The 26,814-nt window shown below is 60.9% G+C and carries 25 protein-coding genes and 3 pseudogenes; 5 read left to right on the top strand and 23 right to left on the bottom strand.

What is annotated here, in order from left to right:
- The first annotated feature begins 18 nt into the window (after window positions 1-18).
- A pseudogene (locus tag HV744_RS29650) lies at window positions 19-1,570 on the top strand (IS3 family transposase).
- Window positions 1,571-1,603: 33 nt separating this feature from the next.
- Here HV744_RS29650 and HV744_RS38585 read toward each other — a convergent pair.
- From HV744_RS38585 to HV744_RS29560, 19 genes and pseudogenes are all read right to left on the bottom strand, one after another.
- Window positions 1,604-1,675 (bottom strand): annotated as a pseudogene (locus HV744_RS38585) (YciI family protein); the annotation flags it as partial.
- A gap of 402 nt (window positions 1,676-2,077) precedes the next feature.
- The gene (locus HV744_RS29645) at window positions 2,078-2,836 is read right to left on the bottom strand and encodes a GGDEF domain-containing protein (RefSeq protein ID WP_175152912.1); all 759 of its coding nucleotides are present in this window, start codon (window positions 2,834-2,836) and stop codon (window positions 2,078-2,080) included.
- A gap of 11 nt (window positions 2,837-2,847) precedes the next feature.
- Entirely contained in the window at window positions 2,848-3,234 is a 387-nt protein-coding gene (locus HV744_RS29640; protein WP_175152911.1) for a DUF1987 domain-containing protein, read from the bottom strand.
- A 20-nt stretch (window positions 3,235-3,254) separates the two neighbouring features.
- Window positions 3,255-3,824, bottom strand: coding sequence for a SiaB family protein kinase (locus HV744_RS29635; protein ID WP_175152910.1), 570 nt, complete (start codon window positions 3,822-3,824; stop codon window positions 3,255-3,257).
- Between the two features lie 8 nt (window positions 3,825-3,832).
- Window positions 3,833-4,948 (bottom strand): SpoIIE family protein phosphatase, encoded by a 1,116-nt coding sequence (locus HV744_RS29630; RefSeq protein ID WP_246279251.1) that lies wholly within the window; start codon window positions 4,946-4,948, stop codon window positions 3,833-3,835.
- A 186-nt stretch (window positions 4,949-5,134) separates the two neighbouring features.
- Window positions 5,135-5,359, bottom strand: coding sequence for a hypothetical protein (locus HV744_RS29625; protein WP_175152909.1), 225 nt, complete (start codon window positions 5,357-5,359; stop codon window positions 5,135-5,137).
- 286 nt (window positions 5,360-5,645) lie between these two features.
- On the bottom strand, window positions 5,646-6,698 hold the full coding sequence (locus HV744_RS29620) for a pilus assembly protein TadG-related protein (RefSeq protein WP_175152949.1): 1,053 nt from the start codon (window positions 6,696-6,698) through the stop codon (window positions 5,646-5,648).
- 49 nt (window positions 6,699-6,747) lie between these two features.
- Window positions 6,748-7,182 carry a TadE/TadG family type IV pilus assembly protein gene (locus tag HV744_RS29615; protein ID WP_175152908.1) on the bottom strand — a complete coding sequence of 145 codons (435 nt, stop codon included), beginning with the start codon at window positions 7,180-7,182 and terminating at the stop codon, window positions 6,748-6,750.
- Window positions 7,179-7,949: a tetratricopeptide repeat protein gene (locus HV744_RS29610; RefSeq protein WP_343056474.1), complete on the bottom strand. Its 771-nt coding sequence runs from the start codon at window positions 7,947-7,949 to the stop codon at window positions 7,179-7,181. Before HV744_RS29610 ends, HV744_RS29615 begins: the two co-directional genes overlap by 4 nt.
- A 123-nt stretch (window positions 7,950-8,072) precedes the next feature.
- On the bottom strand, window positions 8,073-9,017 hold the full coding sequence (locus tag HV744_RS29605) for a type II secretion system F family protein (RefSeq protein ID WP_175152948.1): 945 nt from the start codon (window positions 9,015-9,017) through the stop codon (window positions 8,073-8,075).
- Entirely contained in the window at window positions 9,017-10,003 is a 987-nt protein-coding gene (locus tag HV744_RS29600; protein WP_175152906.1) for a type II secretion system F family protein, read from the bottom strand. The genes HV744_RS29605 and HV744_RS29600 overlap by 1 nt, the downstream gene beginning before the upstream one ends.
- Window positions 10,000-11,448, bottom strand: a complete 1,449-nt coding sequence (locus tag HV744_RS29595) for a TadA family conjugal transfer-associated ATPase (protein ID WP_425497882.1) — start codon at window positions 11,446-11,448, stop codon at window positions 10,000-10,002. The genes HV744_RS29600 and HV744_RS29595 overlap by 4 nt, the downstream gene beginning before the upstream one ends.
- Window positions 11,448-12,671 carry a CpaE/TadZ family protein gene (locus tag HV744_RS29590; protein WP_175152905.1) on the bottom strand — a complete coding sequence of 408 codons (1,224 nt, stop codon included), beginning with the start codon at window positions 12,669-12,671 and terminating at the stop codon, window positions 11,448-11,450. Before HV744_RS29590 ends, HV744_RS29595 begins: the two co-directional genes overlap by 1 nt.
- Before the next feature lie 14 nt (window positions 12,672-12,685).
- On the bottom strand, window positions 12,686-13,105 hold the full coding sequence (locus HV744_RS29585) for a CpaD family pilus assembly lipoprotein (protein WP_175152904.1): 420 nt from the start codon (window positions 13,103-13,105) through the stop codon (window positions 12,686-12,688).
- 18 nt (window positions 13,106-13,123) lie between these two features.
- Window positions 13,124-14,530: a type II and III secretion system protein family protein gene (locus tag HV744_RS29580; RefSeq protein WP_175152903.1), complete on the bottom strand. Its 1,407-nt coding sequence runs from the start codon at window positions 14,528-14,530 to the stop codon at window positions 13,124-13,126.
- 8 nt (window positions 14,531-14,538) lie between these two features.
- Window positions 14,539-15,540: a Flp pilus assembly protein CpaB gene (gene cpaB, locus HV744_RS29575; RefSeq protein ID WP_175152902.1), complete on the bottom strand. Its 1,002-nt coding sequence runs from the start codon at window positions 15,538-15,540 to the stop codon at window positions 14,539-14,541.
- Between the two features lie 15 nt (window positions 15,541-15,555).
- Window positions 15,556-16,119, bottom strand: coding sequence for an A24 family peptidase (locus HV744_RS29570; RefSeq protein ID WP_175152901.1), 564 nt, complete (start codon window positions 16,117-16,119; stop codon window positions 15,556-15,558).
- A 95-nt stretch (window positions 16,120-16,214) separates the two neighbouring features.
- Window positions 16,215-16,388, bottom strand: coding sequence for a Flp family type IVb pilin (locus HV744_RS29565; protein WP_175152900.1), 174 nt, complete (start codon window positions 16,386-16,388; stop codon window positions 16,215-16,217).
- A gap of 813 nt (window positions 16,389-17,201) precedes the next feature.
- Window positions 17,202-17,486 (bottom strand): hypothetical protein, encoded by a 285-nt coding sequence (locus HV744_RS29560; RefSeq protein ID WP_175152899.1) that lies wholly within the window; start codon window positions 17,484-17,486, stop codon window positions 17,202-17,204.
- 441 nt (window positions 17,487-17,927) lie between these two features.
- On the opposite strand from HV744_RS29560, the gene HV744_RS29555 reads away from it, so the two are divergent.
- Window positions 17,928-18,923 (top strand): phosphatase PAP2 family protein, encoded by a 996-nt coding sequence (locus tag HV744_RS29555; RefSeq protein ID WP_175152898.1) that lies wholly within the window; start codon window positions 17,928-17,930, stop codon window positions 18,921-18,923.
- A 437-nt stretch (window positions 18,924-19,360) separates the two neighbouring features.
- Here the strand turns inward: HV744_RS29555 and HV744_RS29550 are convergent, their stop codons facing one another.
- The 3 genes from HV744_RS29550 to HV744_RS38095 are packed head-to-tail and all read right to left on the bottom strand — an operon-like array spanning window position 19,361 to window position 21,424.
- Complete coding sequence (locus tag HV744_RS29550) at window positions 19,361-20,320, bottom strand: aldo/keto reductase (protein ID WP_246279250.1); 960 nt, start codon at window positions 20,318-20,320, stop codon at window positions 19,361-19,363.
- 53 nt (window positions 20,321-20,373) lie between these two features.
- Window positions 20,374-21,273 carry a proline racemase family protein gene (locus HV744_RS29545; protein WP_281363681.1) on the bottom strand — a complete coding sequence of 300 codons (900 nt, stop codon included), beginning with the start codon at window positions 21,271-21,273 and terminating at the stop codon, window positions 20,374-20,376.
- 19 nt (window positions 21,274-21,292) lie between these two features.
- Window positions 21,293-21,424: a proline racemase family protein gene (locus HV744_RS38095; protein WP_281363680.1), complete on the bottom strand. Its 132-nt coding sequence runs from the start codon at window positions 21,422-21,424 to the stop codon at window positions 21,293-21,295.
- Between the two features lie 492 nt (window positions 21,425-21,916).
- On the opposite strand from HV744_RS38095, the gene HV744_RS29540 reads away from it, so the two are divergent.
- The 3 genes from HV744_RS29540 (at window position 21,917) to HV744_RS29530 (ending at window position 25,815) form a co-directional block, all read left to right on the top strand.
- Window positions 21,917-22,756, top strand: coding sequence for a glycine betaine ABC transporter substrate-binding protein (locus HV744_RS29540; protein ID WP_425497881.1), 840 nt, complete (start codon window positions 21,917-21,919; stop codon window positions 22,754-22,756).
- Window positions 22,757-22,836: 80 nt separating this feature from the next.
- Complete coding sequence (locus HV744_RS29535) at window positions 22,837-23,856, top strand: LysR substrate-binding domain-containing protein (RefSeq protein WP_175152896.1); 1,020 nt, start codon at window positions 22,837-22,839, stop codon at window positions 23,854-23,856.
- A 474-nt stretch (window positions 23,857-24,330) separates the two neighbouring features.
- Window positions 24,331-25,815, top strand: a complete 1,485-nt coding sequence (locus HV744_RS29530; RefSeq protein ID WP_175152895.1) for an ISNCY family transposase — start codon at window positions 24,331-24,333, stop codon at window positions 25,813-25,815.
- Between the two features lie 391 nt (window positions 25,816-26,206).
- On the opposite strand, the pseudogene HV744_RS29525 reads toward HV744_RS29530, so the two are convergent.
- Window positions 26,207-26,686: pseudogene (locus HV744_RS29525) on the bottom strand (IS6 family transposase); the annotation flags it as partial.
- Window positions 26,687-26,814 lie beyond the last annotated feature (128 nt).

The raw sequence follows: 26,814 nt of genomic DNA, 5'->3' as shown, positions 1-26,814 counted from the left end.
GCGGTAAAATCAGGGTGAATGAAAGCCTACTCAGCAGAAAGAAAAGAAGCGCTGGTGCGCCGCATGATGGCGCCAGAAAACGCGCTGGTTTCAGCGCTGGCCCGAGAAACGGGGATTACCGAGCAGACGTTGTACACGTGGCGCCGACAGGCGAAAGGACAGGGACTGGCTGTGCCGGGCGATGGGAAGAATCCCGAGGATGGTCTTCGGAAGACAAGTTTGCCGTAGTGCTGGAAACCGCCCCGCTCAACGCAGCGGAGCTGGCGGAGTACTGCCGCCGCAAAGGTCTTTATCCCGAACAGATCGCGGCGTGGCGAGCGGTCTGTCAGGCAGCCAACGCGAATGCTGCCGAGCAGGCGCGCGAGCAGCGGCATCAGTCGAAAGACGACAAGAAGCGCATCCAGCAACTCGAGAAGGAATTGCAGCGCAAGGAGAAAGCGCTGGCGGAAGCGGCTGCGCTGCTGATTCTGAGAAAAAAAGTCCAGGCGATCTGGGGAAACAACGAGGACGACTGATCAGCGTCCCGGATCGCCTGTTGTGCATATCGTTGATTCGCGAGGCGGCGCAGTCAGGCTGCCGGCTGGAGAAGGCTTGCGACGAGCTGGGCGTGAGCCTGCGCACGTTGCAGCGCTGGGTGGGTACCGGCGACGTGGTGCTGGCCGATCGCCGCACGACGACCGTGCGGCCGCAGCCAGGCAACAAACTGAGCGCAGCCGAACGGCAACAGATTCTCGAGGTGGCCAATAGTGAGGAGTTTGCCAGCCTGCCGCCCAGCCAGATCGTGCCGGGTCTGGCCGACCGTGGCGTGTACCTCGCATCGGAGTCGAGCTTTTATCGCGTACTACGCAGCGCTTCGCAGCAACATCACCGAGGGCGTGCGCGCAAGCCCTCGACCCGGGTGGTGACCAGTCATTGTGCGACGGCGCCGAACCAGGTCTGGTCGTGGGACATCACGTGGGTACCCGCGGCGGTCAAAGGAAGGTATTACTACTGGTACATGATGCTGGACGTGTTCAGTCGCAAGATTGTCGGTCATGAAGTGCACGAAGCCGAATCGACGGAACTGGCCGCATTGCTGATGCGACGCGTCAGTCTGGCAGAGGGCCTGGCAGGCCGTCCGCTGGTATTGCATTCGGACAATGGCAGCCCGATGAAAGGCGCGACGATGCTCGCCACACTGGAAAACCTTGGGGTGGTGGCCTCGTTCAGCCGGCCGCGGGTGAGTAATGACAACGCCTTCGCCGAGTCGCTGTTTCGCACCTGCAAGTACCGGCCCGACTACCCACGCAGGCCGTTCGCGAGTGTTGATGAGGCGCGTGGCTGGACCCAGCGGTTTGTGCGTTGGTACAACCATGAGCACAAGCATAGCGCGTTGAAGTTCGTCACGCCGGCACAGCGCCACAGCGGCGTCGCCGCTGCGGTACTGACACAACGCAAAGCGGTTTACGCGCAGGCCCGGGCACGCAATCCGCAGCGTTGGACCCGATCAACGCGCAATTGGGAATTGAAGGATGAAGTCTGGCTCAATCCGGAGCGCATGCAGCCGGAAGAACTAAAGCAGTTCGCATGAAGTGACGCGACAACTACGTTGACAACCGCCGAATTCCTTGACGTCGTCTGGCGCCATCGCGGCGAATTTCTCGGGGGTGAAGTAGGCCAAGCCGAGGTATTTCATGGGAGATCCTTTGGGTGCGGATACACTGACGACGAAGCTGATGATCGAAAATCGACAATCTTCTGGGAGATTTTGTAGCGGATCTCGGCAACCTGTCCGCTTTGGGGCCGTGTGGTGCCGACGACCGGGCTCGTGCTGCACGTGCGTAACGTGCGTATCGCATGAGGCAGAGTTCGGCCAGGAAGAGACGTTCGACTTCGCGACGAGAATCGTTGACAATCGGGCCGGTGACGATGTTCGGACCCCGGCCAGCGAGTTGGGCCGCGTGCAGCTCGATGCCATTCACTGCGTGATCCACTAACGGGTGTGCTCGAAATCGTTCGCCCTGGTATAGACTTTGGCACGTAGCCTCGCTGAACCTCGTGAAGCTGCCAGGACGTGCCTGCGGCGACAAGTCGCCGTTCAATCCCCGGTCGGCATCGCAGGCGGAGCCAAATGCGAATCCGCAAACTCCACGCGATTCCGCCCTCCTCGCTTTGCTTTATACAAAGCTGAATCTGCTAACCCGTATGCAGTATCGAAATCGGTCCGAACCGGGTTGGCACTAACGCCAAAACTGGCCGTGATACGACGATTCACAGGCGCAGGGAAAACGTGACTACCGATCGCCCCTCGCATTTTCTCCGCCACCTGCAGTGCGTCGGCGAGGTCATGCCCCGGCAACAGCACGGTGAACTCTTCGCCACCGACGCGACCAATGACGTCCTGCTCGCCGACAATGCGTCGCAAGCAATCGACGATGCCCAGTATCACCGCGTCGCCAACAGGATGTCCGAAATCGTCATTGACTTTCTTGAACTCATCGATGTCGAGCAAGATCATCACTGCTCGATCGACGCGCAACGCCTTGCTCGTCCGCTCGATCACCGCACTGCGGTTCAATACATCGGTCAACGCATCGTGTGTCGCACGATATTGCAACTGTTGAGTCAGTGCATGCATCTCGCGCTCGGCGCGGTCGCTGCGCCCAATCAGGCGGCGCGTCTCGCGCATCAGGCGTTCGAAATGTCCGATGAGCTCAGCTAGCGCCAAGCGACATTGCTGTGCGTCGGCGTCGACATTTGCATGAATCGCGCGTGCCTTCTCCAGCGCCTCGCTCTCGTTCTGGAACAGGTCCGGAGCGTCATTCGAAGGTGCGTCCGAAGAGGAAGTTGAAACCATCGTGGCCGTCCTTATGTCGCGACCGGACAATCGGTGAACTGGATCGCCGTGAAATCGGCTTGCAATTCCTCGCCGAATTCGAGAATGGTTTCATCCTCAGCGTCGCGGTACCATCTCACCAGCACGCGATTTCCAGATGACGCCGCCTGATCCAACGCGTCGAACACGCTGAACAGCATCTTCGTGCTCGAACTGTTGAAGTAAGTCAGGCTGACCTCTACCGTCATAACGGCATCGTTGCAACTTGCAAGGTATGCGCGAAGCCGCTCGATTACCGGGGCATAGAACGCGGCCGCGTTCTCGGGATAAGACTCTCCCCTGAACGTCAGCACGTTCTGGTCGAATTGAAAATCGACTTCCGGCGACGTAGTCGTGGCCGCAATATAAAGATTATCCATGGCGCGTACTCGTCCCTCGGTCAGATGATGGTCTTGAGGCAAAACAGCGTGGTTTCCGGGGCATCGACACGCGGATAAAAGGCAAACTCTAGCGGAGCGCTTGCATCGCGAGCCATCGTCAAGAACCCAAGCCCCGCGCCCTTACTTTCCTCCGGCGTATCGGAGCGCAGCGATAGCTTGTACGCCTGCTTGATTTCTTCAAGCGACATGCTGCACAACGGCTCAAGCCTCTCGCGCAGATTGCTAACCGCCGTCGTCGCGATGGGATTCACGCATAACATGAGGTGACGCTCGCCGTCAGTGGTGATGCACACAGCGCCCTCACGTATGGCGCCACCCGTCAGGCCGCCCTCGACGAGCGAGTCGGACGAATAGTGGATGATATTCTGCGAGAGTTCGATAAAAGACGAAAACAATTTGCGCCGGGTTGGTGCGCTAATCCCTGCAACTTCCAGTTGCAGTTTCACGACCTCACTCATCGCCGCGACTATGCTATGGGAGAAGTAGCCCTTGTGATAAAAAAGCAGGTTGCGCCTCTGAGCGAGTTCGAAAAACGCGGCATCCTGGTCTAAGAGTTCAAACGTGTTCATGGACTACCCTAAGCGCGTGCAAAAAATAGCGTTACGTCATCGCGGCGTGCTTGTGCGCCCTGCCAGTCGGCCAACGCGCGCTGCAGACCATCACATATGGCGGATAGCGATTGCGCACGGTTCTCAATAATGAGTTCGAGAGCCCGACGCCTCCCAAAAGCAATTTTTCGCGGACCGCCGATCTGATCGATAAGCCCGTCTGTCGAGACGAACAAAAGGCTACCCTGCGGAAGCGCGACGGTGTTCAGCGCCCACGCATAGTCCGCCAGACTGTCGACGTACCCGACGCCCATGCGTTCGCCTGGAATGCTTTCAAAGTGTTCGGCATCCGGCCGCAGAACGTGCAGCGCGATCCGTGCACCGGAAACATGCAGTCGCTGCTGTCCAGCGTCGAACCAGAAGAAAGCTGCGTCGAGGCCGTCATTCGACTGCGGCGACTCGCCTGTGCCATGCACTTGGCCCAGCAGCCCTTTGACGTTGCGGTTGACCGCTGCCAGAAGGGCGGCTGGGTCGCGCGGCCCCATCCGTTCAAGCGCCTGCGAGAGTGAAGCCGAAGCAAGCAACGTCATGAAGGCGCCAGGTACTCCATGTCCGGTACAGTCGGCTACAGCGCCAAACCATCCATCGGGAAACGAAGCGAAGTGATAAAAGTCGCCTCCCACCACATCACGTGGCTCCCATATCAACCCGGCATCCGGCAACATAGACGACAGCGCGTCGCGCGAAGCGCGCAGCATGGCTTGCTGGATCACGCTCGCATATTCAATGCTCTGCATGATTTGACGGTTCTTTTCCGCCTGCATTTCAGCCACGGCGCCCAATAGCTGAAAGCCGCTGGCAAGTCCGACGAATCGGCCCTGTCGTGTAACGATAAATCCGTCGGACAGCGCCTTTTTACCCACTTCGACCGTCTTGAACGTAAGCGCTTCGATGCTCATGTCTGCATCGACAATGAGTGGCTCCTTGTCCATGAACGCGATACAGCTCTTCTTGTCGTAAAGCTCCCGGTGAAATGGTTTGCTCATTTGCGACAGGAAAATATCGCGGTTGATCAGTCCGATGGGGCGGTCGCCTTCCAGCACGGCTAAACTGACCATGTCGCGCCGCGAATAGAAAATCTCCATTGCCAGGGAGTTCGAATTGGCCGCATCGATGGCAGGGACTTCCTGATACAAATCGCCGGCGCAACGCGGGCTTCCGGGTACGCCGGGGCGACGAAACTGCGCAAGCGCGGGGTGCATTTCAAGACTACCCGTTGAACGAGAAATCAGCACGCTAAAGAGTCCTTGTGACAGGATCGTTACACCATGTCATTGAAGAAGACCTCCCAAAAAGACAAGCGGGACATGGGCACGCCGGAAGCCCCGTGGCAAACGTTTTCCCTTTGCTATCACGGTCTTGCGCTCACTAAAGCTCTTGTTGCGTCTCTGCGACTGCCGCAGCGTCGGCACGACGGCAAGGTTGCGGTGGCGAATAGCAACCAGCAGACCACTAGTCGCATCGTAGCGGCGTGTATTGAGCACATCGTATTTCATCGATACTTGTAGCGAGAGGCTGGCACTTTGAACGACCCGCTTGGGTGAAATCGAAAAGACCGCTTTGGGTGTGCGCCGTGAAATACCCTGCGCGAAGTGCGAGACGCTGATTCAGGCGGCGGCGCCGGTAGTGGCCATTGACAAGGAGGTGGCTTACGTGGACGCCCCTCTCGAGGAGCCCGGTACTTACTTGATCGCGCCTATATCGTGCACGGCGGCGCCACCGCCGCGCTGTTTCAGAACACCGGCGGGCATGGCGCTCGCCCGTGTTTGCTTCGGCGTTCGCTCAGAATGCGAGACGCGGCGCGACATAAGCACCATAGCTGACGGTGCCGACTCCCGATCCTTGCACCGGTATCGTATAGCCGCTGACGAAATGGCCCTGGATGTACTTGCTGCTGCCGCCATACGATCCGTCGATATGAAAGGCAGCGAACGCGACGATCGGTACGTAGCTTTTGCTCGCGATCTGAGCGGCGACTGGCATGAAGACGGTAACGCCCGTAGGTATGCTCTTGTAAATCGTCGTCTTCACCCCGGGCTCGATGTAGATGTTGTCGCCGATCGACAGCGCCGTCGGATTGCCGTTCGTAATCAGATTGCGAATGGTGGGAACGTTGTTCGAGGTGGTCGCAAATGATGTCCACTGGCCTGCCTCGCAAGAGGAGCCATACAGCTGGCCATTTCCGATTTCGAATTCGTAGGGTTGGTTCGTGGACGGGTCGATCTGTGGCTGGTTGGTATTCGAGTTCCAGTATTGGTTGAACACGCACTGATCCATGACGACGGGAAAGAGCCCGCCGGCCGGAACGGAAGAAGGAGGCGAGATAACTGCGACAGCCGTCGCGCTCTCCGCCGTGTTCGGTCTTCCAACCAGCGCGCCGAGCAGGAGCGCCACGAGGCCGCCGTTGTCATTGGCATCGCGCGCGATCGTGACCTGCACAGCGGGCTCCAGCAACTGCCCGGCAGGGGCCGGCAGCGTGACCGTGCCCGGCGCCAGCAACGAGGGCGACGATGCGGCGAGATCCCAGTACCCCGTCGTGACCGTGCCGCCCTTAAGCTTGTTGCCGTCCGACGCATTTTGCGGAATGGCAGCGGTCGCCGAGGCGGCGGCGGCCGACCAGTTCGGGCCGCTCGTGCCTGTCGAGAGCGCCGAGGCTCCGGCCATAGCCGCCGCATCCGCAGCGTTCTGTAATTCGTTGCGGACAGTGATGACGCGCGGCACGTCGACTGCAAAAGCACCGAACGCCAGCAGAAACGTCAACGTTAAGAGAAACCACAGCGTGATCGATCCGCGCTGGTGAGGCACGGGGCCCGGTGGCCGCCGACGACGAGTCATCAGATGCGCGCGAGCGCTGACGAAGGGTGCACCGTGCTGGTTGGCATTTTTATTCACAATACTTCACCGCAACGGCTGTAATCGTGACGGGCCCTGTCAGCGCACTGAGTGTCGAACCGAGGACGAGCCCCTGATAGGTGTAGGTGATATTGACCTGAAGCTGATTGTTGCTGCCGGACAGTGGACATTGTCCAGACGGAACCGAAACGGTCGGCGTCGTTGCCGTACCGCCCGTGACCAGGCCATTTTGCATATACGAAAGGGCAACGCTCTGGATCTGGCCGACACTGGCGCGCGGCACGCTCAGGACGACGCCCTGGCGCGCGGCTTCGCCCGCGGCATTCGTGATGACGGCCTTGTCGCAAAGCAGCAGGCTGACATCGATGATGCCAAACATCACCATCAGCATGAACGGCAACATCAGCACGAACTCGAGCGCGGCGATGCCACGCTCGTTGGCCGCGAGGCGCTGGCGGTGTCTCATTTCAGCGCTCCGCGCGACGTGACGCCGGCAGCGGGTACGGCTCGCGCCTGCGCCGCGCCGTCACCCGCTTGCGCCATGTACCGCTCGCGCAGATTGCTGTAGAACCGCAGGTTGTCCTCCACGGAGTCGCTCGGCATGGCGGCGATCAGGATGCGCCTGGCTGCCGTGCTATTGCCGAGCAGACCGTAGGCGAGGGCGAGGTTCTCGCGAGCCTGCGGTGGCGCATCGGGAAGACTCGCAATATCGAGCAGCACGTTTGCGCCTGCGCGCGCGTTGCCGGACAGGATCAGCGACAGGCCGAGATCAGCCTTCAGTCCCGCTATTTCGGGATGGCGTTGCAAGGCCGTCTGATAGACCTGCTGCGCCTCAGCATGCTTGCCCTGAAGATCGAGCGCGGCACCGAGGCCTTCAGCGGCCACCGGGTTGTCGGGGTGAGCTGCGACAAGCTCGCGGTAACGCGACACGGCCTCGTCGAGCCGGCGCTCGCGCATTGCCACCCGTGCGAGCCCCAGATGAGCCCGCGGATCGTCAGGCGCTACGGCCACGACGCCAGCATAAAGGACACCGGCACGCGCGAGATCGCCGATCTGATACATCGCATCGCCAAGCCCGAGCTGGGCCGTGATCGAGTGCGGATCGGCCTTCAGCATCTGTTCAAAGAGGGACACGGCGAGCTGCGTGTCGCCGGCCTCGAGCGCGCTCTCGGCGATATGCTGGTCGGCCCGCCCATCGGGTGCATGCGTGGGCGCGACGGGCTGCGACGTCACATAATGATTGTTTGCGCAGCCAGTCGCAAGCGCTGCGATGGCAACCGGCGCGCATAGCGATCGCAGCGCTCTATGCAGTGACAAGGGACGGCGCGTGGTCATTCCACCTCCAGGACCGGGGCATTAGTGATGACGAAACAGGACCATGAGCCGAATCACGGCAGGGCCCGCCGCGATGAGCCCGACGGTCGGCATGATGAACAGCATCATCGGGATCGTCATTTTCGGTGCGAGCTTCGCGGCCTTTTCCTCGAGCGTGACCATCTGCATGGTGCGCTCGGTGCGCGAGAGCGTGCGCAGCGACTGAGTGATCGGCGTGCCGTACTTTTGGGACTGGACGAGCGTGGTCACGAGCGCGCGCATCGACGGCAAGCCGACGCGGGCGGCCAACGCCTGGAGCGCACGCGCGCTGTCGCCGCCGATGCTGAGCTCATCCGCCGCGACGGCAAGCTCGTCGGCGAGCGCAGGAGAAATCGTCCGCAGCTCGGCCGAGACGCGCTTGAGCGCAACGACGAGACTGTTGCCCGCATTCGTGCAGATGACGAGCAGATCGAGCGCATCGGGCAGCGCGACTGCAATCGCCTTGCGGCGTCGCCCGATCATGAAGCCGAGCGCATATTCGGGCAGCATCATGCCGATGACGAAGGCGCCCGCCATCAGCAAGGCGCGAAACGCAAAGTGCTGGCCGAGCGCCGGCAGATGCCCGCCGAGCGCAATCGCGCCGAGCGCGAGACAGGCACCGACGACGATCTTGGACCCCGACACGACGGCAACCGCGCGCCGGTCGCGAAAGCCGGCGCTGGCGAGGCGGGTAGCAAGCTTGACGCGCTCTTCGGCCTGTACGACGGGGATCCGTTCACCGAGCGTGGCCACGCGTTTGGCGAGATGCTGCGGCATGCTTCTCGCGGCGACGGCGGCCGGCGTGTTTTCGGCCGCCGCGCGCGCCACGCTTTGCCGCGCGCGCTGGGCAATGCGCGCGCGCCTGCTCGTGGTGCGCAAGACGAGCCAAAGCGTGACCAGGACAAGCAGGACGAGCAGAGCCGCATTGCGCAAAAGATCGGCATTCATCATCGCGACGTATCCAGGTTCGAGATTTTACTGATCAGCCAAAGCCCGATGGTCAGCAGCACGGCTGCGAGCGTGAGTATCTTGTGCCCTGCGTGTGTGTGCGTGAGGGTGTCCAGATATGGCCGGTTTACAACATAAAGAAAGCCCATGATCGAGAACGGGACCGCGGCAATCATCTTGCTGGCGAGCCTGCCTTCAGCGGTGAGCGCCTTGCTCTTTGCGCGAATGTCGCGCCGTGCGCGCACGATTGCCGAGAGGTTCTCGAGTGTGTCGCCGAGATTGCCCCCTGTTTCACGCTGCAAGATCAGGCAGACCGAGAAAAACGAAAAATCAGACAGCTGCAGACGCGCTGCTGCCTGTTGAAGTACGTCCTTCAGTTCGGCACCGACGAGCAAGGCGTCGCCCATCGTCCGAAACGTCGCCCGAACGGGTTCCTCGCTCTCGACGCCCGCGGTGTTGATCGCCTGCACGACGGGGATACCGGCCCGCACGGCGCGAATGATGAGGTCGAGCGTATCTGGAAAGGCAGCGAGAAAGCGCTGCCGGAAGCGCGCGATCATCCAGCGGTAGGCCGCGCGGCCGGCGATGCCCGCAATGCCGATGGAAGTCAGCAATCGCAGGAGCGGAGCCATCGAAGCGAACGACGTTCCGATGAGTGAGGCTGCAAGCGCTGCCGCGGCGACGAAGCAGATTGCGCGCATGCCGCCAGGACCGCCCACCGCGCGTACGCGCTCGTGCCAGGCCGAGAACATGGCCAGCAGGGCCGCCTGATCGCCTACGCGCCGCTTCGGATGTAAGAGTTGGTGCTGGTCCTTGTTGTCGTGCTCGGGCTTAACCGGCTGACGCTCATCGCGCAGCGTGGCGACGCGAGTCCTGATCCGCGCGTTCGGGCGCTGTCTCGCGACCTCTCGAACCGCACGCGCGATGAGGCCCGCGATGACGATGGCGAAAAAAGTACCGACGGCGACGACATTCGCGGCATTCATGATTGGATCGCTTTGAGGAGAGCCTCTTCGAGCCCATAGTAGGCGGCACGCTGCGCAAAGACAGGCCGCAGCGACGATCCTTCGAATACCCCGCGAACCTGTGCTTCGTAAGCGCTCGCGCTGTAGCGGAATGTAAAGAGATCCTGCGTGATGACGACATCGCCTTCCATGCCCGCAATCTCGGTCACGTGCGTCACACGCCGCACGCCATCGCGCATGCGCTCGATTTGCAGGATCAGGTGAACCGCACTTGTGATCTGCCGGCGGATCGACATCAGCGGCAGATTGCCGTTAGCCATCATCACCATGCTTTCGAGCCGCGTGATCGCATCGCGGGGGGTATTTGCGTGGACCGTCGTCATTGACCCGTCATGCCCCGTGTTCATTGCCTGCAGGACGTCGAAGGCTTCTGTGCCGCGCGTTTCACCGAGGATGATGCGGTCAGGGCGCATCCGCAGCGCATTTCGTACGAGGTCGCGCTGCGAGACGCCACCGAGCCCCTCGCCGTTCTCGGGCCGCGTCTCGAGGCTGACGACGTGCGGTTGCTGAAGCTGAAGTTCGGCCGCGTCCTCGATCGTCACGATGCGCTCGCCTTCGTCAATGAAGCGCGAAAGTGCGTTGAGCAGCGTCGTCTTGCCGGAGCCCGTGCCGCCCGAGATGACGATGTTGAGTCGGCATGCGGTAGCGATGCGCAGCACGTCGACCATGGCGGCAGAGATGTTGCCCTGCTGCGACATGCGTCCGAGCGTGATGTTGCGCTTGGAGAACTTGCGAATCGAAATGGAGGCGCCGCGCAGGGCAATCGGCGGCAGTACGACGTTCACACGGCTGCCATCGGCAAGCCGCGCATCGACCATCGGACTACTTTCATCGACCCGCCGCCCAACGGCCGTTGCGATGCGCTGTGCGACGTTGATGACGTGCGCGTTGTCTCGGAACTTGAGCGCAGTGAGCTCGAGGCGTCCCCCGCGCTCGACATAGACCTGGTCCGGTCCGTTCACCAGAATGTCGGTGACTCGTTCGTCGGCGAGCAGCGGCTCGATCGGGCCGATGCCGAACATATCGTTGAGGATCTCGTCGACGATGAACGTTTGCTCGGCAAGCGTCAGCGTCAGACGGTCGCGGACGATCGTTTCGGCCGCGATCTGCTCGATGCCCGCGCGCACGTCGCTGCGTGACATCATCAGCGCAGCCGACATGTTCATCGACGAGAAGACGGCGGACCGAATCGTCTTGAATGTATCCGAGCGGATCGGTGTGTCATGGCGGTCTGCGGCGGATGGGGCCGTCGCAACGGTCAAGTTCGCCGGCGTCGTCTCCGCAACGCCGCCCGGATCGGTGCCCACCCCGGCAGCTGTGGAGCCGGTTGCCGTTTGCAAGGGTTGCAGCTCGTCCGAAGCGGCTGCGAACGAATCGGTCCCATGGGCGCTCCGACGGCCAAACATCAGCGCGTCCCCCTGTTCGGCAGCAGGCGTCTGTACCATGGTTGACGCGCCGGCACCGCCACTTCGCCACCAGTGATCGCATTGGCAAGCGATACGATCTCCGCTGCAAACGGCGAGCGTTGCGCTTCGGCGAGCGGTTCTCCGAGGTTCTCGGCGAGCGCGAGCATCTGAGGCTCATAGGGGAGCGGATGGACCGACCCACGTGCGAGCGCGGCGACGAAATCAGCGGAGCTGACGCGGCCCGTTACGGGCTGCCGCGCTTCGTTGAGCAGCACCAGGACGGAGGGATCCGTATCACGACCTTCCGCGAACCGGCACAAGCGCGCGGCTTCGCGCGTCGAATGCACCGAGTGGTCCGCCACCACATGGATCATTGCGCTCGCGTTGAACGCTTCGTCGACGAGCCCGCCTGCCCGCTCGGGCAGGTCGAGCATGATGTAGTGGTAATGGCGCTTCAGCATTGCGACGAGTTCCGTCAGCGCGCCGGTGCGTAGAGCAAAGTCATCGTTGAACGGGAACTCGGGCGCGAGCACGAAAAGACGGTCGCTCTGCGCGACGAAGGCCTGATCGAGGAGTTGTTGATCGAGCCGCTGCGGGTTTTGCAACAGCTCCATCAGTCCGTTGTTGCTCGGGACGCCAAGCATCGCGGCAGCCGCGCCGCCGTACGGGTCGAGGTCCACATAGGCGATGCGGCGCCGCGTCTTGTCGGCGAGGTGGCGCGCGAGTGCTGTCGCAATCGTCGTGACGCCAACGCCGCCGCGCGCGCCCACGAAGCTGAGCACCTTGCCCATGCGCGCCGAGACGCTGGGATCGGTCGAGGCGATCGCGCGCCGCAAGAGCTCGACGGTCAGCGGCTTGACGAGATAGTCCTGCACGCCGAGGTGCAACAGGCTGCGAAAGAGCCCGACGTCGTTCCGCTCGCCGATGACGACGACGGAAACGGAAGGATCGACCACCGCCGAGAGTCTCTGGAGGTCGGAGATCGGCATGGTCGAACCCGACACATCGACGATCAGGTATCGCGGCGATTCCTTAAGCGCGGCCATGATCGCGACCACATCGTCGAGGGTACCGCACGCTACATGCGAGGTTGCGATCCCCTGGTCGACGACAAAGCTGTTGACGACCGCCTCACTCGCCGCATCCGATACCACGGCAATGAGCTTCTCGGCGCCGGATGGGCGGCGGCCGCGTTTGAGAACGTTCGAATCGAAAGCGCCCATTTGTGCCCTCTCCGTTACTGGGATCCAGTCGAGGTCGTCGACGATGAGGAAGACGACGAAGACCACGAATTCAACGGAGTCGCGCGTCCTTCGTCGTAACGCCGTACCGCACTGGCTGCGAGCGGCGCGTCCGCGCCCGCGTACGGCAGCGGTGCCGTGAGATCGGCGGGCCGCGCGACCATCGCCGCGAGATTCGAGTAAGTGGCGCAGCCGAAAGCGACGCCGGGCCGAGCCATGCCGGCGTCGATCATCTGGGAGCGCTGATTGAGCGCTTCGCACGAGGGCGGGATCGCATGCCCGCTTTCGCCTGGCGCGACGCTGATGATGGACGGATCGGGCATGCCAAGCGGCGGAGGCGCCGACATGCACGACGCAAGGCCGACGCTTGCCGCGCAAGCGAGCGCTGTTGCAGTGGAGGTGAACCGTGCGTTCATGGTGTTCCCCTTCGGCATTCAATAGACGAAGCCGGCTGCGCCGACGAGGCGCGGCGAATTGCCGGAAAGTGAGTCGACACCGAGCGCATGCTGGACGGCATACTCGATATCGCTGCTTGGGCGCATGACCTCGTCGAGCGCGCCGCGCAGTTGCCCGGGCCCAGTGGGCGCGACGATATACGGCGTGACAATCGCAACGAGTTCGGTTTTCTTGTTCTGGTAGTTCTTTGACGAAAAAAGCTTGCCGAGCACCGGTAGACTGCCGAGCCCGGGAAGCGCGGAAAGTACGTCGCTCGTCGAGCTTTGCAGCAGTCCGCCGATAGCGAAGCTTTGCCCGCTGGACAGTTCCACGGTGGTTTGCATGCGGCGCACCGTCAATGCCGGAACCACGATCGAGTTCAGTGTGATGCTATTGCTCGGGTCGATCTGGCTCACTTCAGGCCGCACATTGAGGCTGATACGATTGTCGGCGAGCACCGTCGGGGTGAAGTTGAGCGAGACGCCGTAGGGCTTGTATTCGATCGTGATTGTGCTCGTCGTGCCGCTCTGAGGCACCGGGATCGGCAGTTCGCCGCCGGCGAGGAAACTGGCCGTTTGCCCCGACATCGCCGTCAAGTTCGGTTCCGCTAGCATTGTCAGCAGTCCCTCCTGGTCAAGTGCGTTGAGAACGGCTTCGATCGAGCTCCCGCCTGTGACGAACTTGCCGATGATCGAGAAGGCGCTCGCGGTCGGCGTCGCTGTCGTGCCGTAGGCAAGCCCGCCCGCGAAGTTGCCGACCGTGCCGAGCGCATCCCAGTTGATGCCGAGCTGTTGAGTGACGTTACGGTCGACCTCGGTGATGCGTACGCGGAGCAGGACCTGGACCGGGTGGGCGATCGTAAGCCTGTTGACGAGCTGCTCCTTGCTGTGCAGGTACGGCTGCAGCGCTTGCACGACGGCGTCGGCATCGACTGCGGTCGGCACCGCCCCGCTCGCCGTCAACGACCCGGGCGCGCTCGTCACCCTGATGCCGAACCGGGGGAAGCTGCTGTCTATGAGGCGCTGAATCGAAGCGGTATCGGTCGAAACGCTGACCGTTTTGCGCAGAATCTCCCTGTTGTTAGCGCCGAGCGCAAAAAGCGTCGTTGTGCCAGCTTTCTTGCCTAGCACGAAGACGGAGCGCGTCGACGGCACCTGTACGTCGGCTACGTCCGGGTCGGCGACGAAGACGGCGACGGCTGGGGCAGGCAGCGTGATCATCGTGCCGCTGCCGGCAGGGACAGAGAGTACGTCAGCGGGCTGCGCCGCGCGCGCGAGGCCTGCACCCGGGCCGGCAAGCACGACGGTGCAAAGCAGTCTGGCGAAAAAGGCGGAAACGGCGATCCTGCTGCCCGCAAAGCGGCCGGCGCAGCGTGAAAAGAAGGGCGCGCGTGTGAAGCTGGCCATGAGTGGTCCTATGATCCTGCGGCTGTTGTGCCGCGTGCCTCGGCGGCGGCTGTCGGTGCTACAGGCGGGGTGCCGGACGGCAGCGGCGGCACGCCCTGCGTACCTGCCCAAGCTCCGCTCGTCGGCTGGCCGCCTGCGTGCTCGACGCTCGAGCCGCGGTAAACGGTCACGTGCGGAGCAGGCGCGGACGTTCTGCCCGGTGCGTCAGATGCCACCGCGCGCAGCGCGCGCGAGACGTCGCCGGCCCACACCGGTGGTGTCCGTGTTTGGGCCATGTCTTCGAGATCTGAGGCGTGCCGGTCGCGCGTTGCGAAACTGCGCAGCGCGAGCGACAGCGTGCCGAGATGCGCGGCGACCGTGATGGCCTGGGCGCTCGTCGGTGTGACTTCGAACGTCACGGTGCGCACGCTCATATTCGGCGCGGCGGCATCTTCCTTCGGACGCCGGAACGCCGAGCCAACCGCGAGCACGCGCACACGCTCGGCGACCGTCTCCGACTCGACAGCGCGCGCCGGAGCAACGTTGACGCCGGCGTCCGCGCGGATCTGCTGCGTGAGCAGCACGTCGACATAGTCGCCCGGCTGGATCAGTCCTGCGTTGCCAGACACATCGTCGACGGCGACCGAGATCGCACGCATGCCGGGTTTGAGCGCAGCAGCCAAAAACCCGGGTGCGCTCGGCAGAATCACGTCGACCGGGCCGAGCGGCGTGCCCGCGCGCACGGCGTGCCGCAGGAGATCGCCTTTCAGATCCTGGTCGGCTCCGACTTCTGCCGAGCCTTCGAGGAACGCTCCTGCGGGAGCCTGGCCGCGCGGCATCGTCTTCCAGATGAGATCCGAGTCGCGCAAGAGAAGCCCGTCCGGAAGGTCGTCGGCCGCGGCGCGCACGCGCACCATCGGCGGTGGCGCCGCCGCCCTGGGGCCGGATGAGGCAACGAAGAGCGCGCGGATGATGAAAGCGCCAATCGTGGCGATGACGACAAGCGCGGCAAGCTTGATGATGTTTTGCATGGAGCAGCGGTTTCTTCAGGCTAGACGCGCGGGAGCAGGAAGCGCGAACTCAGCGTGATGGCTAACAGTAGGCTTGAGCGGGCCTAGCGTAGTGTGATTGCCGACGGCCGGCTGCAGTAGGACCGCAATGATCCCCCCCAGGGCGAGTGCGACGCCATACGGCACGCCGCGCGACAGCGCAATCCAGTCGAGCCGCCTCGCCGCTGCTGCCAACGCACGGATGCGCATCATGGCGGTCGCGATGAGTACCGTAAGAGCCACAAACAATCCGCAAATGGACACAATGACGAAGACTGTCCAGTATTCAGGCCCGGCCCAAAGAAAGACCGCGGCAGCAAGCTTGACGTCGCCGCCGCCGAGCCAGCCGAAACGGAAAATCAAGCCAGCCAGCGCCAGCGACAAAGCACCCGCGACCGCATGCACTGCCAGCGAGGCAAGGGTACTTTTGGTAAGTGCCGCGTCGACGAAGTAAAGTGCGGCAAAGGCGGCGATGGCGGCATTCGGCAAACGCCGCGTGCGCAGATCAAGAAGGGCGAGCATCGCCAGAATCATGCAAGCGACAGCCTTGATCACGTCCATGTGGGTCCCTCTTGTCGCCGAATGCGCCTAAAAGGCAGGGCCGCCCGACACGGGCGTACGCGTTTTGCGCCGGATGGCCGCGGGCAATTAATCAATCACATTGCGGTGGTGACCTTGCCGAGCATGGTCGAAAAGACGGTTACGAGGCCAGTGTCCAAATAAGTCCCCACCCCGACCAAGGCGGCCACGACGATGCCGGCGAGAACCGCATATTCCAGCGCACTGACGCCGCGCTCGTCGCGCGACAGGGATCGGATGAAACGCAGCATGAAAAACTCCTGGAAGAATGGCCGTTATGGCCGCTTTGTGGTTTGGCTACGAAGAGGACTATTCCTCAAGATCGGCTAACGGCAGATGGCCGGAAAACTTGAGCCGGGCACCCGAGGGCCTAGGGGTATTTGGTCGTTGTCTGTGGAAGACATCTTATTCCCGGCTGCAACAGTGCGATCCGATGAGAAGAGCCCTAAAGTGGGTTCAATTCACGTGGCCGGTCCTGGCTTTGTTGCGCAAAGCCATAAGACATTGATTTAAAGATGAATAATTTTTGCTCAAATCTTAAGCAAATCCATGAAGATCAACGGATTGTGGATCATTTGCGTAATAAAGCCCGGGTGCTGGGGCGGTCGGCTCGATGGACCTAAAGCGGGATTGCCAGCGTTTGCTATAAACGCAGCCAGGAAGGTGGGATTGGGACGGGCGCCGAGTTCAGCATCTGGATGCAGATGGATTTGCGCCGGGTGAATCCGGTTACATAGCGGTTACACGAACGCCATTAACGAAAAAAGGCTTGCCAGCGAAAACCGGCAAACCGTTGTGTGGCTTGGCGCGGCGTGAGTGACTCGAACACTCGACATACGGACTAAGCGTCCGTGCTCCGTAAAAGCGAACGCATTAGTTCCCGCGCGGTGGTGGTTTGCCAACTGACCGAAGTGGCCGATGACTTCCCGAGCGACTCGTGGGCGTGAATGACCGCTGTACTTTGGAGGCTGCCGATTGCGTGGCGCTCATTCCACCGTCCGTTGAGGGTCGTGTGTGGCCGATCGCCGTCAGGCGGAGGTCGGCCAAGAGTGGTGCGTTGGCACTTATGCTCCGAAGTAGTCGAGTTCGGGCGTCACGCGCTGAAGATCTGCAACCGAGAGCGTTATGCGCTCACCAGTTGCAGGTGCTGCTGCATATTGTTGCACGGTCCTTAGAATTCGGCGTTTGTTCAACTCGAACGCGAGTCGCACCTGCTGTCCAGTCTCATTGCCAGCGCCAAGCTCTTCGCAAACGACTTCAAATGGCAGCGCGAAGGCGCGGTATCCCCAGCCGAACCCATAGGCGGAAAACCACACCGCCGAGTCGGCGCAAAGAATGGGGGCGGTCATGACAGTACGTGGCTGATCCATCGCATTTACCCGCGTCGACGATAGGTTGGCATCAAAGTGTTGCACAGGGACCTTACAAGCGCAGGATTCTATCGACACGAGGTTACCACTCCGCCGAGATGAGTGTCTCGTAGCGGATGTGTGATTTTGCGAATCGGGACCGACTCGAACGGGTCGTGCCCCCGGATCCCCGACAGGCAGGACCCAGCCAATAAGAGACATCCAAATATCGTACAGTTTGGCGGCGGAAGCACCCGCACAACCGGTGATCGATGTGTTTGCTCTCAAGTTAGGCCACGCGTTGCCGTTATGACGTATGTGCGGCCAAATGCTACTCCACCGGATTACAGCCACTGCGATCCTTAATGCGCGCCCACGCGTTTTATACGAGAACTCTCCCATCGGTCTCTCCGTTGAGAAATGAAAATAAAGCCAGCGTCGATGTCACAGAAAAAAATGATTAACCGCGCGGTAGCTCAAACCTATTGTGTGCCCGGGAGGCAATACCTTTTCGGATTAGCCGTCGTACTACTTTTCTCGATGATTGACATTGCGTGGCTTTATATGAGTGGTTGCTCGGTGCAGGAGGATGGCATTCTGCTGATCGCTAAAACTCTTTCGCTTTTGTTGAGTTTGGCGGTCGGTTTAGTAGCCATCGCGGCGGTTCCGCGCTATAGGCAGGTCACAAAAAGGCTCCGTTATGAAGAGATTGCACGCACGCTCGCCTGGATGGCGCTGCTGCTTTGCTTCGTACCGGTTGCAGGCGTTCTCTCCTATCTGTCCGTAACGGTCAACGCATCGTTAGTGGACGAAAGCCTCGTCCGCTTCGATCGTGTGCTCGGCTTTGATTGGCCAAGCGTCTACTATTGGGTACGTTCGCATGTCGTCATTCAGCAGATTCTTGCATTCGCTTACGAGAGTGGTAGATGGCAATTGATAGGAGTCCCGGTCGTATTGGGCGTACTCGGTCGCCGTGAGGAATTATCGGGCTTCGTGCTTCTTCTGATGCTTTCCAGCGTGCCGCTCCTTCTTATCTCGACGCCCTTTCCAGCTGCAAGCGCCTTTTTGCATTTCAACATCACCGATCCGAATACGTCGGCGACGGTGTCCGACTTCGATCTTCTTCGAAACGGAAAGATTGTTAAGTTCGACCTCCCCCGGATACAAGGCCTCGTATCGTTTCCCTCATTTCATACCGCACTGGCCGTCTTCTTCGCATACTCACTTCGCCGGACTAAATTTCTATTTCCCTTTGCTGTTTTGCTTAATGCGACGATGGTAATCTCGACGCCAACGCAAGGCGGACACTATCTTGTAGATGTATTCGGTGGTTTGACCGTAGCGCTCGTGAGCATTTATATCCTGAAACTTGCCCTGGCGGCACGCGTTTTCAGCCGCACGCCTTTTCAGGCGAATGCGGATGCGACTGCCGGCTGAGGTGCAATGTGAGTGCACCTCATGAGTGTCCGCTCTCGAGGAAGGTGAGCGTCGCTTGTGGGTCGGGTCCGGCCGACCGGCGTCGGGCAGAGGTCGGCCAACAAGCGTCATTCGCTCGAATCGCGTAACGGATCTTCCGCCGTCGGCTCTGCGCCAGCAAACGGTCACTCGTTTCACGTCGTTACCCACTAACTTGCCTGCCGGTACACACGTTCAAAGACGCATCCTTTGTTTCCTCGACCGGCAGACGGGAGCCCAACCAATGCCTTGGTGCTCAATTGAGTATGGCGATTGCTAACAGATTGTGAGCCGCATCTTTCAGCGGTTCGGCCGTAGGCCGTAGTAAGCAAATTAACTCGACGCCGGCCGCCGACAAAGTCTGCGTGATCGTGCCTCCCGCGGCGTTGTTGATCTGCCGGCCTCGCGCCGCGAGCTTTTTACGGCGTTGGTGCATCGGGTCGGATGAGTTCCAGGCGCCGAAGTTCCGACCAGAACCCGGACGGAATGTCTGCCGCAAAGGTCCGCAGATTCTCATCGAGCTGTGCGATACTCCGCACACCCGGAATTATCGTTGGGATCGCCGGATGCGCCACCACGAATTGCAATGCCGCTGACTTAAGCGGCACGTCGAATTCGCGACACACCTGTTCGATCCTGCGCACGCGTTCGAGAATCGTTTCGCTCGCCGGCGCGTAGTTGTATTTCGCGCCGGGCACCGCACCGGTCGCGAGGATGCCGCTGTTGTAGCCGCCGCCCACGATGACAGACACCTCCCGCTGTTCGCACATCGGCAAGAAAGTGTCGAGCGCGTCCTGTTCAAGCAGCGTGTATCGGCCCGCCAGCAACAAACAGTCGAAGTCGACGCGCTCGATCGCCTCCTGGGCCACGTCGCATTCATTTACGCCCACGCCGATCGCCTTGACAACGCCTTCGTCGCGCAAGCGCAGCAGCGCTTTTGCCGCTCCCGACATCGCCGCTTCGAAGATCTCGGGCTGACGGGGGCCATGCGTGTAGGCGTCGACTTCATGAATCAGCGCGATGTCAATATGCTCCACACCCATGCGCTGCAGGCTGTCGTCTATCGAACGCATCGTTCCGTCATAGCTATAGTCGAAGTGCCATTCGAAGGGAAGTCCGTCGACCCATGGCGTGAAGTCGATCTCCTCGCGCTTTCGCGGTGTCAGCAGTCGCCCCACTTTGGTCGAAAGGACGAACTGATCGCGTGGGTACCAGCGCAGTCCCTGGCCGCAGCGCGCTTCGCTCAAGCCATGACCGTAACTCGGCGCCGTATCGAAATAGCGGATGCCTGCCTGCCATGCGGTCTCGATCAGCGTCGCGGCATCGCGATCGCTCATAGCGCTGAAGAAATTGCCGAGCGGGGCTGCACCGAAGCCCATCAAGGTCGTCTCGAGGCCGGAACGCGGCCATCTTTGCTTGGCTACAGGATCCATCACCAGATATCACCGACAGTGAAGCCGTTAGGAAAGGGATCGGACGGATCGAGTACATAGGTATTGAAGCCATAGATCCATGATCGACCGGAAATTGTCGGCACCACACCCGTGCGGTTGCCGATCCGCACCTCCTCGACGAGATGTCCCGTGTAGACGACTCCAAGCATGCCCTCGTGACGGAAAGTGTCGTCGAGCTTCAATCTACCCTTTGCATACAACGTCGCCATCTTCGCGCACGTGCCGGTGCCGCATGCGCAACGGTCGAGCGCGCCAGTCCACGTGGCGGGGTTCTCGAAGTCGATCGGTGCGTTCTGAACCGTGACCGTATTGCGCCAGTCCGCGTGTGGGTTGTCGGTCGGACCGGATAGTTGGGACACCGTGATCCCGATGCCTGGATAGTCGGGATGTTCAACCGGAAGCTGATCCTGAGCCGCCTTCAAAATCAGCGCCGACACCCGGGTGATCTCGCGTCCATATTCGGGCGCCAGCTTCAGGTGCTTGAACTGTCGCACGTCGGCGATGACGTAGAACATGCCGCCCCAACCCACGTCCACGGTCACTTTGCCTAGATGCGGCACGTCGATCACGGTATCGAGATAGGCGGCGAACGCCGGAACGTTCCTGAAGGTGACTTGAGTAACCTTGCCGTCCTTGCAGTCCGCCTTGATGCCGATCAGGCCCGCGGGCGCTTCCAGAAAGAACTCTGACACTGGTTCGTGCATCGGGATCATTCCGGTCTCCAGCAGCGCAGTTGCAACGGAGATCGTATTGCCGCCGCTCATCATGGGATATTCGGTCTGCTCCATGATGATGTATCCCGCCGCCGCGTCCGGGTGCTTTGCGGGCACAACGAGATTGCAGCACACGGGCGGGTAGCCGCGCGGTTCCCGCAGCATCAACATCCGGATCTGATCGTCATTCTTTTTCGAGCCACTTCATCTGCTCGTACACGGTATCGCCCGGAATATGAGGGACGCCGCCCGTGATCACCCGCATAGGCTCGCCCGCGTGCGTCTCCACTGTCTGAAACGTTCTCTTGAAGGTCATCGCCGATTCTCCTCTCTATCGATGATGAGCACTGCGCCGGGCACCGTTCGCCGAAGTCGACGCGATCCTCGCGTTCCACACCGCCATGCTCAGAGACACAGCGTACCGGTGCAAAACCAGGACTTCGCAAACAAATCCTGAGGCTTATCCCACACGTTTGGTAATGGACACGTGCCCGGCTTGCAACGGTTAGCCAGAGACGTTCGTGACAATTCCTTGTGCTTCCTGCGGCGCACACCACGTCTGATCATTCCGGCCACGCGCACTCATTACCAGAAGTATGGGAACACCCATACAAAAAAGTAGCGGAACCGGCCGATTTGGCGCGCTACGCTGATTACACGCATCAGAGAGGACGCTCCGGAGGTCGCATCGTTCACTGCGGCACGAAGCGCTTCGACCGATCATCTCGAATGTCGAACATCTCACGGACATCTAAAGGGATTGCAAATGACGAAGAACGCTTTCAGATCGTTGCTGGCAACGATCACGATGGCTACGGCCTTTGTACTGGGTACGGCGGCGAAGCCAGCGAATGCGGTGGGACCGCTGAACATGGCGGTGACTGACTGGGCCGATGTGCTCGCTACCGTGAACATCGCGAAGTATGTGCTGGAGACGAAGTTGAACCAACCGGTGAAATTCACGAACGCCGACATCGGCATGCAGTATCAGGGCGTGGCGCGCGGGGATCTCGATATCCTGCTGAGCGGCTGGCTGCCGGTGACGCACGCGGTCTACTACGCGAAGTACAAAGACCAGATGGATGACGTCGGCGTCCTCTATACGGGAGGCAGGAACGGTTGGGCGGTGCCCGCGTACATTCCCGAATCGGAGCTGTCGTCGATCGCGGACCTAAACAAGCCGGGGGTCAGGAGCAAGCTGAATGGGACGATTCAGGGCATCGGCCCCGGCAGCGGACTCATGCAGGCGTCCGAGAAAGCGGTGAAGGCGTACGATCTGAACGGTTACAACCTGCAATCGTCGAGCGAGGCGGGCATGCTGGCCTCCATCTCGCGCGCTTGCCAGTCGAAGCAATGGGTCGTCGCGACAGTGTGGAGCCCGCATTGGTTCTGGCAGAAATGGCAGATGCGCTACCTGAAGGACCCGAAGGGAACGCTGGGTGGCGAAGAGCAGATCCATGTCTTTGCATCCAGGCAGTTCGCCACCAGGTTTCCGCGTGCCGACGTCTTCTTCAAACACTTCAAGCTGACGCTCGCCGATGTCGAAGCGGTGGAATTCGATGGCAACAATTCGAACGACTATGCCGCAGCAGCGAAGAAGTTCGTCGATGGGCATCCGGAAAAGGTCCAGGCTTGGCTGACCCAGTAAAGCGTAGCGGGGGATCAGGGTGTAAGCTCGAACCACGGCTTCGCACCGCCTGACTTCACCTAGGTGTCTGAGGAACGAGCATGCAGAAGAACCCGCTATTCGCCGACCGATTTCTTGCCCAGATGCCGCCACTGCGGGCACTGCGATACTTCGTCACGGCCGCGCGATACGAAAGCTTCACGCACGCGGCCGACGTTCTGTGCGTGACGCAGGCGGCCATCAGCCGTCAGATCAAGGAGCTCGAGGATTCGCTCAATGTCGTGCTCTTCGAGCGCAACGGCCGGCACATCACACTGACCGACGCGGGACGCGTGCTCTACAATGCATCGTATCTTTCGATCATGAACATCGCAGAAGCGGTGCAAGCGGTGCGTCGCGCCGACACGCACGCGTTGACGATCTGCGTCACACCATCATTCTCCGCGCTGTGGCTGTCGTTCAGAATGCCCGCGTTGCGTGAGCGCTTTCCCCACCTCCGGTTCCGGGTGCTGGTGACAGAGCACCTCATGGAGCTGGAAGAATTCATGGAGCCCGACCTCGTCATCGCCAAGAACCCGCCACGCGGCCCGGAGTATGACGTTGAACCGCTCTATCACGATGTCGTGTATCCGGTGTGCAGCAGATCATTCCACGAACGCCACTTTCATGGCCGGCAGTTGAAGCCGCTCGACCTGCTGGCGCATCCCACGCTGAATCTCTCGCTGATCGGGCGCGCGCAGATCTGTGAGCATGTTGACTGGCGCGTGTGGCGAAACTGGTTTCAGCGAAGCGACGGGTCGGACAGGGTGCACGAGAACGTGCAACTGGAGAGCAACGACTATCGGCTGCTCATCGCGCAGGCGGAAGCAGGCGAAGGCACGATGCTCGGATGGCATCATCTCGTGCATCGACAGGTTGAGCGAGGGCTGCTGGTCAGGCCTGTGGAGGAAGCGCTCGTGTTCCGCGAACGTTATCATCATCTCGCCACGCACAAGAACGCGCGGATTCGGCCGGAATATCCTGAGTTTCGTGAATGGCTTGACGATGAGGTCAGCGCGATGATGAGTGGATGGCAAGGCGTCGAAGCCGGGATTGATGCGCATCTGTCTCAGCGCGCCTGATATTCGAAGACAATCGTCAAACGGACAAAGATTAACGGCTGCTTCATAGTTGAAAGCGGCCGCTGCATTTATATTGAACTGAGCGGCAGCTCCGGGTCGGAATTTGACGATCGTGCCTGGAATGCTGCGCAAGGTCGAAGGGCGCAGACGCGCGGGTGGGACTATGCGGGCATTCGTCTTCAAAAGTTCAAAAGCGGTTTGATGAGGCGCCGGTTGCCGTTGGGAAGGGCGCTGCGGGCTGAGGTGATCGACGCTCAGCCACGAGCGAACGATGTTGACCAGAAAATCCGGACACCGTCGCCGGAGCCAGCATTTATCAATTAGTTATCCCAAGCATTTGACATAAGCTTTATTATCAATTTTTCACGCTGTAGTGGCTAAGTTGTAATGTCCGCTTTTGACCAAGTTCAAATGTCCGCATTTCGAGCGATCGTAAGCTGACCAGTTGCCGGAATTCCGGGGCTGGAGACTTCGATGGCTGTAACAGAACGGATAACAATGACGATGCGAGAGCTGGACAGATTGAAGGTCATCCAGGACGTCGCCGACGGCAAGCTGAAGCCGTGGCGTGCCGCAGAGCGACTCGGGTTGACGACCCGGCAGATTCGTCGTCTGGTCGGCCGACTGCGCGAACACGGACCGCAAGGTCTCGTGTCGCGTCGGCGCGCGAAGCCCAGCAACAACCGGCTGGACGCCGTGACGGCCGACCGGGTGCTCTCGATCATCCGCGATCGCTATGCCGACTTCGGGCCGACGCTGGCCTGCGAGAAGCTCTGGGAATGCCACGGCATCCGGCTCGCCAAGGAAACGGTTCGCAGGCTCATGACGGACGCTGGCCTGTGGGTGCCGCGTCGGCAGCGGCCACCGAAGGTTTATCAACCGCGGGCCCGGCGAGCGTGTCTGGGCGAGCTGATCCAGATCGACGGCAGCGAGCATGCGTGGTTCGAGGACCGGGCGCCACAACGCACGTTGCTGGTGTACGTCGACGACGCGACGAGCCGGCTGATGCACGTGCTTTTCACGGCCACCGAATCGACCTTCAGCTACTTCGAGGCGACGCGCGCGTACATCGAGCGCCACGGCAAGCCTGGTGCGTTCTACAGCGACAAGGCGAGCGTGTTTCGCAAGACGACCCCTGGCAAGAAGGATAACCGTGTGACGCACTTCGGCCGCGCGATGTACGAACTGAACATCGACACGTTCTGTGCGAACAGCAGCCCGGCCAAGGGACGCGTCGAGCGTGCGCACCTGACGCTGCAGGATCGCCTCGTGAAGGAGCTGCGGCTGCGCGGTATCAGTACAGTCGCTGAAGCCAATGCGTATGCGCCCGCCTTCATGGCGACCTACAACGCACGCTTTGCGAAGCCGCCGAAGAGCGAATTCGATGCACACCGGCCGCTGCGGGCTGACGAGAGCCTTGATCTGGTGCTCACGTGGCGCGAGCCGCGCAAAGTGACGAAGTCGCTGACCGTGCAGTATGACCGGGTCATGTACCTGCTGGACGACACGCCGGAGCACCGCAAGCTGATCGACCGGTATATCGAGGTCTGGGAATACCCGGATGGGCGCATTGAACTTCGCTCGGACGGACGCGTGCTGCCGTGCAGACAGTACGACCGGCTGGCCGAGATCGATCAGGGCGCCGTCGTTGAACACAAGCGGCTGGGCCACGTGCTTCAGGTCTCGCAGGCAATTCAGGCTCAACGCGATAACCGTCGGATTGGCAAGGCGCCTTCCCGAACCCATCTGGGCGCTGCGACAAAGGTTCAAGGCAGTCCGCCGGGCAAGAAGAAACAACGCGAATTCACCCAGGCCGACGTCGAGCATGCGATTGTGGATCTGGCCCAGCAAAGACAGGCGCAACCGCAATCCAGTAAGCCAGGCCAGCGGTCTGCCAGGGACAGTGGAACAGGCGTAAGCGCCCTGCCCATTCACAACGGATCCTTCGACACTGCGTGATCGGCAACCCATGAAAGACAAATCCTGGCCCCTTAAACCCGGACATTTGAACTTGGCTGGAAAGCGGACATTTCAGAATGGCTTTGACACACGCAAGACGCTTAATATGCCCGGCAAGGTAAGCCCGATGTCGCTAAGTTCAGTGGCGACTTATGTCAAGCCTGAGCCGATCGGCCGGTTGTAAGCGTTCCGGCACTTTCCTTAGTCGTTGTACCCGAGACAGCTATCCCGATTTACATCGTAGCGCGGCCGATTTTGCGTCGCTACGCTAACTCGCTCTCATCGTTGATCTTGGAGCACACGAGATGGACCACTGGCGAATGGCTTATCTCGGGATCCGGCAGGTGCCGCGCGAACTCAGCGAATTCGAACTTAGCACGTTTTTTACGTTGAAGCCGAGCATGACCTTCGTGCGGGATTTGATGTTGCGATGGTCCTGTTCGACGAGGTTATTGAGATACTTTGAGGATCGGAGCTTTGTGTCGTCCGGCAGCAGGCCGTCGGCCTTCATTTCCCGCACAGCACGGTGTGAGGCGGCATAGCCGTCGAGCGTGATGGTTTCCGGCGGCTGCCCTTGATGCTTGATGGCCTTGCTGAAAAAGGCTTTGGCAGCGGCCACGTCGCGCTTTGCCCTGAGCATGAAGTCGACCGTTTGACCGGCCCGATCGACCGCCCGATAAAGATAGACCCACTTGCCTCGAATCTTCAGGTAGGTTTCGTCGACGCGCCACGACCGTCCTGTGGGCGTGCCGAAACGGTTCCAGCGTTTGACGAACTCCGGCGTGTAACGCTTCACCCAACGCAGGATCGTCGTGTGGGCCAGCGACAGGCCGCGCTCAGCCATCATCTCGACAAGATCACGCAGACTGATACCTGCACTATTTGCATCATGTATGGACGACTCCCTGTTGTCAAGCAGTCCGCGTTCTCTGGCACTGGGTCGAGGTTGCAGCCATGTATCCGGGCTCAGTTCGCAGCAATCGCTGCGGGCCCACGATG

This window comes from Paraburkholderia ultramafica (genome assembly GCF_902859915.1).
In the GTDB taxonomy this organism is placed as follows: domain Bacteria; phylum Pseudomonadota; class Gammaproteobacteria; order Burkholderiales; family Burkholderiaceae; genus Paraburkholderia; species Paraburkholderia ultramafica.
Note: the sequence above shows the minus strand (reverse complement) of the source record. Positions and strands in the feature narration are given on the sequence as shown.

What these genes read in the sequence shown, in the direction of transcription:
- HV744_RS29570 (WP_175152901.1), bottom strand. Translation starts at nt 16,119, where the DNA reads ATGGACGTGATCAAGGCTGTCGCTTGCATGATTCTGGCGATGCTCGCC.
- HV744_RS29635 (WP_175152910.1), bottom strand. Translation starts at nt 3,824, where the DNA reads ATGAACACGTTTGAACTCTTAGACCAGGATGCCGCGTTTTTCGAACTC.
- HV744_RS29545 (WP_281363681.1), bottom strand. Translation starts at nt 21,273, where the DNA reads ATGCTGCGGGAACCGCGCGGCTACCCGCCCGTGTGCTGCAATCTCGTT.
- HV744_RS29580 (WP_175152903.1), bottom strand. Translation starts at nt 14,530, where the DNA reads ATGGCCAGCTTCACACGCGCGCCCTTCTTTTCACGCTGCGCCGGCCGC.
- HV744_RS29535 (WP_175152896.1), top strand. Translation starts at nt 22,837, where the DNA reads ATGCAGAAGAACCCGCTATTCGCCGACCGATTTCTTGCCCAGATGCCG.
- HV744_RS29540 (WP_425497881.1), top strand. Translation starts at nt 21,917, where the DNA reads ATGGCTACGGCCTTTGTACTGGGTACGGCGGCGAAGCCAGCGAATGCG.
- HV744_RS29530 (WP_175152895.1), top strand. Translation starts at nt 24,331, where the DNA reads ATGGCTGTAACAGAACGGATAACAATGACGATGCGAGAGCTGGACAGA.
- HV744_RS29560 (WP_175152899.1), bottom strand. Translation starts at nt 17,486, where the DNA reads ATGACCGCCCCCATTCTTTGCGCCGACTCGGCGGTGTGGTTTTCCGCC.
- HV744_RS29555 (WP_175152898.1), top strand. Translation starts at nt 17,928, where the DNA reads ATGTCACAGAAAAAAATGATTAACCGCGCGGTAGCTCAAACCTATTGT.
- HV744_RS29595 (WP_425497882.1), bottom strand. Translation starts at nt 11,448, where the DNA reads ATGTTTGGCCGTCGGAGCGCCCATGGGACCGATTCGTTCGCAGCCGCT.
- HV744_RS29615 (WP_175152908.1), bottom strand. Translation starts at nt 7,182, where the DNA reads ATGAGACACCGCCAGCGCCTCGCGGCCAACGAGCGTGGCATCGCCGCG.
- cpaB (WP_175152902.1), bottom strand. Translation starts at nt 15,540, where the DNA reads ATGCAAAACATCATCAAGCTTGCCGCGCTTGTCGTCATCGCCACGATT.
- HV744_RS29565 (WP_175152900.1), bottom strand. Translation starts at nt 16,388, where the DNA reads ATGCTGCGTTTCATCCGATCCCTGTCGCGCGACGAGCGCGGCGTCAGT.
- HV744_RS29600 (WP_175152906.1), bottom strand. Translation starts at nt 10,003, where the DNA reads ATGAATGCCGCGAATGTCGTCGCCGTCGGTACTTTTTTCGCCATCGTC.
- HV744_RS38095 (WP_281363680.1), bottom strand. Translation starts at nt 21,424, where the DNA reads ATGACCTTCAAGAGAACGTTTCAGACAGTGGAGACGCACGCGGGCGAG.
- HV744_RS29550 (WP_246279250.1), bottom strand. Translation starts at nt 20,320, where the DNA reads ATGGGCTTCGGTGCAGCCCCGCTCGGCAATTTCTTCAGCGCTATGAGC.
- HV744_RS29620 (WP_175152949.1), bottom strand. Translation starts at nt 6,698, where the DNA reads ATGACTCGTCGTCGGCGGCCACCGGGCCCCGTGCCTCACCAGCGCGGA.
- HV744_RS29640 (WP_175152911.1), bottom strand. Translation starts at nt 3,234, where the DNA reads ATGGATAATCTTTATATTGCGGCCACGACTACGTCGCCGGAAGTCGAT.
- HV744_RS29645 (WP_175152912.1), bottom strand. Translation starts at nt 2,836, where the DNA reads ATGGTTTCAACTTCCTCTTCGGACGCACCTTCGAATGACGCTCCGGAC.
- HV744_RS29630 (WP_246279251.1), bottom strand. Translation starts at nt 4,948, where the DNA reads ATGGAGATTTTCTATTCGCGGCGCGACATGGTCAGTTTAGCCGTGCTG.
- HV744_RS29605 (WP_175152948.1), bottom strand. Translation starts at nt 9,017, where the DNA reads ATGAATGCCGATCTTTTGCGCAATGCGGCTCTGCTCGTCCTGCTTGTC.
- HV744_RS29590 (WP_175152905.1), bottom strand. Translation starts at nt 12,671, where the DNA reads ATGGGCGCTTTCGATTCGAACGTTCTCAAACGCGGCCGCCGCCCATCC.
- HV744_RS29625 (WP_175152909.1), bottom strand. Translation starts at nt 5,359, where the DNA reads ATGAAATACGATGTGCTCAATACACGCCGCTACGATGCGACTAGTGGT.
- HV744_RS29585 (WP_175152904.1), bottom strand. Translation starts at nt 13,105, where the DNA reads ATGAACGCACGGTTCACCTCCACTGCAACAGCGCTCGCTTGCGCGGCA.